Origin of the sequence: Anaeromassilibacillus sp. An200 (assembly GCF_002160025.1) — a bacterium.
Lineage (GTDB): Bacteria > Bacillota > Clostridia > Oscillospirales > Acutalibacteraceae > Caccousia > Caccousia stercoris.
This window is the reverse complement of the sequence record NZ_NFJU01000036.1, coordinates 21476-27475: the sequence shown is the minus strand read 5'-3', so window position 1 is coordinate 27475 and position 6000 is coordinate 21476. Positions and strand designations below refer to the sequence as shown.

Annotated in this window: 4 protein-coding genes and 1 pseudogene; all 5 read left to right on the top strand. The window is 53.4% G+C overall.

The features are described from left to right. The first annotated feature begins 234 nt into the window (after window positions 1-234). On the top strand, window positions 235-1632 hold the full coding sequence (gene uxaC, locus B5F35_RS14570; protein ID WP_087242234.1) for a glucuronate isomerase: 1398 nt from the start codon (window positions 235-237) through the stop codon (window positions 1630-1632). Between the two features lie 15 nt (window positions 1633-1647). Further along, entirely contained in the window at window positions 1648-3117 is a 1470-nt protein-coding gene (locus tag B5F35_RS14565) for a tagaturonate reductase (RefSeq protein WP_087242232.1), read from the top strand. Further along, the gene (locus tag B5F35_RS14560; protein ID WP_087242231.1) at window positions 3114-4598 is read left to right on the top strand and encodes a UxaA family hydrolase; all 1485 of its coding nucleotides are present in this window, start codon (window positions 3114-3116) and stop codon (window positions 4596-4598) included. The genes B5F35_RS14565 and B5F35_RS14560 overlap by 4 nt, the downstream gene beginning before the upstream one ends. A gap of 85 nt (window positions 4599-4683) precedes the next feature. Next, window positions 4684-5202: a sulfatase-like hydrolase/transferase gene (locus B5F35_RS19465; RefSeq protein WP_162611441.1), complete on the top strand. Its 519-nt coding sequence runs from the start codon at window positions 4684-4686 to the stop codon at window positions 5200-5202. Then, window positions 5199-5969: pseudogene (locus tag B5F35_RS19460) on the top strand (sulfatase-like hydrolase/transferase); the annotation flags it as partial. The gene B5F35_RS19465 and the pseudogene B5F35_RS19460, both read left to right, overlap by 4 nt. Window positions 5970-6000 lie beyond the last annotated feature (31 nt).

Sequence of the window (6000 nt, the reverse complement as noted above, 5' to 3'; positions counted from 1 at the left end):
ATTTTCCCCTCTCCTGCTTGAATCAACATATACCGCGGCGGCTTCCCCGGCCCGGGCCGGTTCTTTCCTCCGCCGGAACCGCTTTTCCCCTCGCGATGGGGGTGTCCATTTAAGTCTACTTATATGGACTTAAAATCGAAAAATATGAAATTTGAATTTGTTTCAATATCTTGCCTTTCGTATTCGAATGACGTATGATAAGGACAAAAAGCAAAAGGAAAGGAGATATTTTTTATGAAAGCTTTTCTGGATGAAAATTTTCTTCTGCAAAACGCAACAGCCCGGGAACTGTATCACAGCTGTGCAAAACAGCTTCCCATTATAGATTATCACTGTCACATCAATCCGCAGGAAATTGCGGAGGACAAAACATTTTCCGATATGGCGGAGGTCTGGCTGGGAGGCGATCATTATAAATGGCGTCTGATGCGTGCCAATGGTGTGCCGGAGGAAGAAATTACAGGCAATGCGCCGGGAGAAATCAAATTCCGCCGTTTTGCGGAGGTTCTTCCGATGGCGGCCGGAAATCCTCTGTACCATTGGAGTCATCTGGAACTGAAACGCTACTTCGGTTTCGATGGGATTCTCAACGGCGATACAGCCTTAGAGGTCTGGGCATTGTGCAGTCAAAAATTGCCTTCCCTCAGCGTGCGCAAACTGATTCTTCAATCCCATGTGGAAACAATCTGCACAACAGACGATCCGGCCGATGATCTGCACTGGCATCAAAAATTGCGGGAGGATTCTTCGTTCCCCGTCAAAGTGCTTCCGGCGTGGCGTCCCGATAAAGCGATCAATCTGGAGAAACCCGATTTTCGAAGCTATCTGGATCGGCTTTCCCAGGCATCCGGTATCGAAATATCCTGTCTTTCCGATCTTCTCTCTGCTCTTCGCAGGCGAATGGATTATTTTCATTCCATGGGATGCCGGGTCAGCGATCACGGTCTGGACTCAATCCCCTCTCCGCGTTTCACGGAGCAAGAGGCTTCTGCGGCGTTTTCTGCGGCAAGAGAGGGAAAAACATTGTCTCAGCAGGAGCAGGATGGTTACAAAGGCTTTTTGCTCCGTTTTCTGGGCGAAGAGTACGCCGCAAGAGGTTGGGTGATGCAGCTTCATTACGGCGCCCTTCGCAATGCCAACACACGTGGATTTCGCCGTCTGGGAGCGGATTGCGGATACGACTGCATCCGTTCGGGTGATTGCAGCTTGGCTTTAGCGTCCTTTTTGGATGATCTGGATCAGAAAAACCTGCTTCCGAAAACAGTTCTGTACTCGCTGAATCCTAACGATAATGCCATGCTGGATGTTCTGGCTGGAACCTTCCAGGGGGAAGGGATACAGGGAAAAGTACAGCACGGTGCTGCCTGGTGGTTCAACGATACGAAACACGGTATGGAAGATCACCTGACACGCTTGGCTTCTGTTTCCCTGTTGGGAAGCTTTATTGGGATGCTTACCGATTCCCGCAGCTTTTTGTCGTATACCCGTCATGAATATTTCCGCAGAATTCTCTGCAATTTGCTTGGGACATGGGTGGAGCAGGGAGAACTGCCGAATGATAAAAATATGCTGTATTCTCTGACTGCACGGATTTGCTATGAGAATGCCAAGACTTATTTCCAATTCGGGTAAAGGGAGAAAACCAAAATGAAACAAATACAAGACGTTTACTCCAAAAATAATCTTCCGATTAAAGTGGTACAGTTTGGGGAAGGACGTTTGCTTCGTGCTCTGATTGAGCCCGCCTTTCAAAAAGCTGTCAACGAAAAACGGTTTGAGGGCAGCGTTGCGATTGTCAAGCCGACAGGACGGGGAAATCTCGCCTCCTTTCAACAGCAGAACTGCCTGTATACAGTTGTGCTGAGAGGAAAACAGGGAGGCAAGGCCTTGGATGAAGCGTTCCCCATTACCTGTGTGGATCGGGCCGTCAATCCTTATGAGGATTTTGAGGCTTTTCTGGCACTCGCACGTTTGCCGGAGCTGGAATTTGTCATTTCCAACACAACCGAAGCCGGGATTGTATTGGATCCAGAGGATCGTTTTGATGCGGCCCCTCCCCATTCCTTTCCCGGCAAGCTGACGCGGTTTTTATACGAGCGGTATCAATATAGCAAGGGTTCGGAGAAATGTGGTTTGACGATCCTGCCCACGGAGCTTATTGAGCGAAACGGAGATCGTCTGAAAGACTGTGTGCTTCGGCTTGCGGAAATCTGGAACCTGGAACAGCCGTTTTGCACATGGATAGAAAAAACCTGCCTCTTCTGTTCCACACTGGTGGATCGGATTGTGAGCGGCTGCTCTCAGGAGGAATTGCCATCCCTCTGGGAGAGGTTCGGCTATCGCGACGAGCTGGTAACGGTGGGAGAGCCCTTCGGCATGTGGGCGATCGAGGCTCCGGAACAGGTTTCCGTCCGCCTTCCAATCGATGGACCGGGGAGCCCGGCATTTTTCGTGCGTGATTTGACTCCGTGGAAACAGAGAAAGGTGCGTATTCTCAACGGCGGCCATACCGCTATGGTGCCGGCATCCTTCCTGGCTGGAAAAAATCTGGTGCGCGAGTGTATGGACGATCCCGCCATCCAACGTTTTCTCACCAAGACGGAGGAGGAAGAAATCGTGCCTTACGTTCCTCTCCCTCACAAGGATGCTCTGGAGTTTTCTCATGAGATAGAGCAGCGTTTCGCAAATCCGTTTTTGGACCACCAGTTGTTGGACATCTGTGTAAATTCCTTTGCAAAATGGAAGGAACGGATTCTGCCCTCTGTGCTGGATTCCTATCGGGTGGGAAAACTGCCGAGGCGATTAATTTTCTCCTTTGCGGCTCTTCTTGCGTTTTACACGAAGGCAGAGGAAAAGGAAGGAGAACTGTTTGGCCAGCGGGGAGATCAATTCTACCGCCTGCACGAATCGCCCCGGATTCTGGCACTGGTAAAGGAATCCAGCGGGCTTTCCGCTGATGCCTATGTCAAAGCGGTTCTGCGGGAGAGCGGTTTGTTTGAGGAATTGGAGACACTCCCGCAATTCGCGTATCTGGCGGCGGCGGATCTGCAACGCATCCGCGAACAGGGTGCCGCGGCCGCTATGGCTGCCGTGACGGAAAGCAGGAATGAGCAATGAATGATATTTTCCGGATTCATGCCGAGGACAGCGTTGCTGTAGCCCTGCACGATCTGGCACCGGGAGACACGGCGGAGGGAAGCGGATTCTCCGCCGCAGTGCGGGAAAAGGTTCCAAACGGACACAAGCTTGCGCTTCGACGCATTGAAAAAGGGGAAAGCGTTCTGAAATACGGCTGGCCGATTGGCCGGGCAAAGGAAACCATCGAACCGGGCTGCTGGGTACACTCACACAACATGGAATCCCAGCTGGAGGGCCTGGAACACTGCCGGTATGAACCGCAATGGAACGATCTGGAGCAAAAACCCCCGGTCTGCTTTGACGGATACCGGCGCACGGACGGAAAAACCGGCGTACGCAACGAGCTGTGGATCCTGCCGATGGTGGGATGTGTCAACGGGCTGGCAAAACAGCTGGAACGCCTTGCCTCCAGCCGCCTGCCCGCAGGCATCGACGGCGTATTCGCCTTTCAGCACTCCTGCGGCTGCTCCCAGCTGGGGGATGATCTTCGGCATACGCAAAAGCTTTTGAAGGGCTTGCTTCTGCACCCCAACGCTGGCGGCGTGCTGGCGCTCTGTCTGGGCTGTGAAAACAACCGCCCGGAGGATATGCAGGCTCTGCTGGGTGAATACGACCGGGATCGCATTCAGTTTCTCGTCTGCCAGGAATGTGAGGACGAGATCGAGGAAGGGCTGCGAATCCTGGATCGCCTGGGGCAATATGCGGCTTCCTTTCATCGTGAGCCCTGTCCGGTGAGCAGCTTGACGGTCGGACTGAAATGCGGCGGTTCCGACGGACTTTCCGGCATCACCGCCAATCCCCTCGTCGGGAGTTTTTCCGATTGGCTGCTGTCGCGGGGAGGTTCCTGTGTGCTCACAGAGGTTCCCGAAATGTTTGGGGCCGAACGGCTTTTGATGAACCGCTGCCGCTCCAAACCGGTTTTTGATGCGGCGCTTGGGCTGATCAACGGATTTCGGGAATACTTTATGCGGTACGGACAGCCGATCGATGAGAACCCTTCCCCCGGGAACCGGGAGGGAGGTATCACCACACTGGCGGAAAAATCGCTGGGCTGTGTACAAAAATCGGGAACAGCTCCTGTGGAGGATGTTCTTCTGTATGGGGAGCAGGTCAAAACCAACGGTCTGAGCCTGCTTCAGGGCCCGGGGAATGATTTGACGGCCGCCTGCGCCCTCGCCGCGTCTGGAGCCCAGATGATTCTTTTCACCACTGGAAGAGGAACGCCTCTGGGGTGTCCCGTGCCGACTCTGAAAATTTCCTCCAACACCCCTTTGGCGGAGAAAAAGAGAAACTGGATTGATTTTGATGCGGGACAGCTGCTCACTGGTTCTTCCCGGGAGAAACTGACGGAGGAACTGGCCAGCCTGGTGCTTTCCGTGGCTTCCGGAAAAACGCGGGCAAAGGCGGAAGCTCTGGATAAAAGTGAAATTACATTTTTCCGGGACGGCGTAACGCTGTAACGGCTTAGAAAAGCTTTTTGAAAAATTAGGAAAGAAGAATAACCGCAGTCTGATCTTTTCAGACTGCGGTTTACAGGTGATGCATATGTCAAAAAGACCAAACGTCCTTTGGATTATCACGGATCAGCAGCGCGCGGAAACACTGAGCATCAACGGCTGTGAAAATGCTTCCACGCCGGTGCTGGACACACTCGCAAAAACGGGAGTCAATTTTACCTCCGCTGTTTCCGGGTTTCCTCTGTGCTGTCCCTATCGCGGCTCCATGCTGACCAGCCGTTATCCGCACCACTGTGTTCCCGGGCATGAATATCAGCTTCCGCCGGAGCAGCCCACGGTTGCCTCCGTGTTCCGGGAATACGGATATGACACCTTCTATCTGGGAAAATGGCATCTGGACGGTGCGAAGGAATCGGAGGAACGGGCGGGAACCCACTATATTCCCAGAGAACGGCGCGGCGGATTCGATTCGTGGCTGGGATACGAAAACAACAACGCGCAGTATGACTGCTATCTGCATGGCCATCGCGGAGACCGGGAAGTGGAGATGTTCCGCCTTCCCACCTATGAGACAGACGCGATGACGGATCTCATGATTAATATCTGAGGGAAAAGAAGGACAGCGACACGCCGTTTTTTGCCGTTATGTCCGTACAGCCCCCGCACGATCCCTATGTAGCCCCTCCCCGGAATCAGGCGGGGCACCTTCCCTCTCAAATTCGCTTCCGTCCCAATGTGCCTCCGGTTCCGTCCGTGCGTGAGCAGGCGGCAAGGGAACTGGCCGGATATTACGCGATGGTGGAAAATATCGATCAGAATGTAGGGAGAATCGTCGATTGCCTGAATGAAACCGGCCTGATGGAGCATACGCACATCCTGTTTTTCAGTGACCACGGCGACATGCACGGTTCTCACGGACAATTCCGCAAAACCACTCCATATCAGGAGGCCGTACAGGTTCCCTTCCTGATCAGCGGAGAAAAACGAGGAGCGCACGCGGCAGGAAGAAATGCGGGAAATGTGGATCGCGTCCCGATCAACCATGTGGACGTGGCTCCCACCTCCCTGGGGCTGTGCGGAATCCCTGTCCCGGAATGGATGGAGGGAACGGATTATTCCGCTCTGCGGCTGCCGGATCGGCCGCGGCCCGATTATCCGGACAGCGCTTATCTGCAATGCGTGGTCCCGACTCATCACCACGACAGCGTCAACAAAGCCTGGCGCGGAATCGTCACTTGCAGCGGCTACAAATATGTATGCTTTGAGAATACGGATTGGCTGCTGTTTGATCTGAATGAGGATCCGTATGAGCTCGTGAACCTGGCTCACAATGACAAATATCTGCCGCTGCGCAGACAGCTTCGGGAGAAGCTTCAGCGGTGGATTGAAAAAACAGACGACACTT

Bases quoted from the DNA above. Each gene is read 5' to 3' on its own strand.
- uxaC (WP_087242234.1), top strand. From the start codon at position 235: ATGAAAGCTTTTCTGGATGAAAATTTTCTTCTGCAAAACGCAACAGCC.
- B5F35_RS14565 (WP_087242232.1), top strand. From the start codon at position 1,648: ATGAAACAAATACAAGACGTTTACTCCAAAAATAATCTTCCGATTAAA.
- B5F35_RS14560 (WP_087242231.1), top strand. From the start codon at position 3,114: ATGAATGATATTTTCCGGATTCATGCCGAGGACAGCGTTGCTGTAGCC.
- B5F35_RS19465 (WP_162611441.1), top strand. From the start codon at position 4,684: ATGTCAAAAAGACCAAACGTCCTTTGGATTATCACGGATCAGCAGCGC.